The 1980-nt window shown below is 64.0% G+C and carries 1 protein-coding gene and 1 pseudogene; one reads left to right on the forward strand and one right to left on the reverse strand.

Annotated features, from left to right (window positions below; genetic code table 11):
• Nucleotides 1–585 (reverse strand): MFS transporter (locus ACIGXE_RS37665; RefSeq protein WP_399754674.1); only part of this gene is annotated, 585 nt, incomplete at its 3' end.
• Between the two features lie 667 nt (nucleotides 586–1252).
• Between ACIGXE_RS37665 and ACIGXE_RS37670 the strand changes: the two are divergent.
• Nucleotides 1253–1863: pseudogene (locus tag ACIGXE_RS37670) on the forward strand (ISAzo13 family transposase); the annotation flags it as partial.
• Nucleotides 1864–1980: the final 117 nt, after the last annotated feature.

A 1980-nucleotide genomic window follows, 5' to 3' on the forward strand; every position in this document is an offset into this window, starting at 1 on the left:
GGCGATGAGCCATAGACGGCGCAGAGCCCGGTCACCAGAAAGAACGCGCAGCGTGTGCCAGGGGTTTGGCGGGGCATCGTGCGGGGTCCGGCCAGTAATGGGTACACGTGTGATCAGCAGTGCGGCAAGGAGGAAGGAGGCGGCGTCGGTGAGGTAGAGGGTCTGGAAGGCGCCCAGGTGGCCGGAGCCGGCGATGAGGGCGGCGGTCAGGCCGCCGACGCCGAAACCGATGTTAAGCATCATGTACCGCAGGGCGAAGCAGCGCGCGAGGTCCGGAGCGGGGACCAGGTGGGTGAGCAAGGCTTGTTGCGCGGGCAGGGACATGGATACCCCCAGGCCGAGCAGAGCGACGCAGGCAATGGCCTGGGCGCTGGTGTCGGCCGCAGCCAACAACCCGGTACCCGCGGCAGCCGTGGCCAGACCGGTCAGCGAGGTGGGGCGGGCGCCGATGCGGTCGGCCAGATAGCCGCCGGCGGGGTTGCCGGCGAGGCTGACCAGCGCCCCCACGGCAGTGATGGAGGCGGCTAGCGTCAGCGGAAGGTGCCGCACGGTGTGCAGGTAGACCACCAGAAGCGGCGTCGTCATGCCGGTGCCGATGGCCTCTTCCTGCTCTCAGGCGACCAAGCCTCCGACAACGTGACAGTGCCTAAATGAGGTTTACGGCGTCACATCAGTGCACCAAACGGTGATAGTTGTGTCGTAACGGAGGTCACCGTTCAGCCAGAGCGTTACGCCATGCGATATGTCCGTCTTGAGGCAGGACGTCCCAGAATTATTAGCCATTTGATCCGCTATGTACCCAGTGGCCGCAATGCCTGCCCATTGGTCAGCCTTGGCCCAACTTTCCATCGAGCCTCGCGTGACTTTAGTCATCCAATGCTGGGGTTCCTCGGCATGCGCGACAGTAGAGGTAGTGGCGACACATGCCAACGAGGCGAGCGCCGCAAGAAACAGTGATATTTTCTTCTTCATTCCTAGAAGGCCTCCTCTTAGTGAACACCCACAGTGTTCTGCTGGGTAAACTATCTTCGTAGATTTCCTAGGTCTTGAGGAGTTATTACCTCTGTCTTTGTAATTCCCTTGCGAAGGTGAACCGCCTGGTCCGCTAAGGGTCTGCCGATCATCAAGGTGTTGCTTTCAGAGCTGGGGCTCGTTGGTGTCGTATGGCATCCCGGACGAGACTCGTGATCAACTTGCCGTGAAGTTCGCGGTGTTGTTCCCACACCTGGACGAACGGCAGCGGCGGCTGCTGATGGCCGCGGAGGCCAGGGGACTGAGCCATGGCGGTATTCGGGCCGCGGCCCGGGCGGCCGGGGTGTGCGGGACAACGGTTCGCAAGGGCATGTCCGACCTGGAGACAGGCCAGTTCCTGACCGGGCGAGTGCGGCGGCCGGGCGGCGGACGTAAACGCGTCGCGGACCTCGACCCTGGACTGCTGGGTGCCCTGCTGAGTCTGGTCGAGCCGGACGAACGTGGTGATCCGATGTCGCCGTTGCGGTGGACGACGAAGTCGACGCGCACGCTGGCGGCCGAGCTGACCCGTCAGGGTCCACGACTTCGCCGATCCGCTGCTGGGCAAGGCCATCCCTTATCGCATCTACGACCTGGCGGCCAGCACCGGCTGGGTCAGTCGGCACCGACCACGACACCGCCGCGTTCGCGGTGGAGTCGATCCGACGCTGGTGGCGCGGTCAGGGCCGGGCCGACCTACACGCTTCCCGGCTGCTGATCACCGCCGATGCGGGCGGTTCCAACGGCTACCGCACCCGGGCCTGGAAACTCCCCCTCGCCCGCCTGGCCGCGGAAACCGGGCTGGTCATCACGGTCTGCCACATGCCGCCAGGCACGGGTCTGTCCAATAAACGGTGTAACTGGTTTGGTTGTTGGGCCTTGATCCCGGATGTTGGACACTCGAGACACTTGGATCTTGATGGTCCAGGAGAACGGATGTCCCGTGGTCATGAAGCATTACCCCGCCGA

The organism is Streptomyces sp. NPDC053431, assembly GCF_044544925.1.
Classification (GTDB): Bacteria; Actinomycetota; Actinomycetes; order Streptomycetales; family Streptomycetaceae; genus Streptomyces.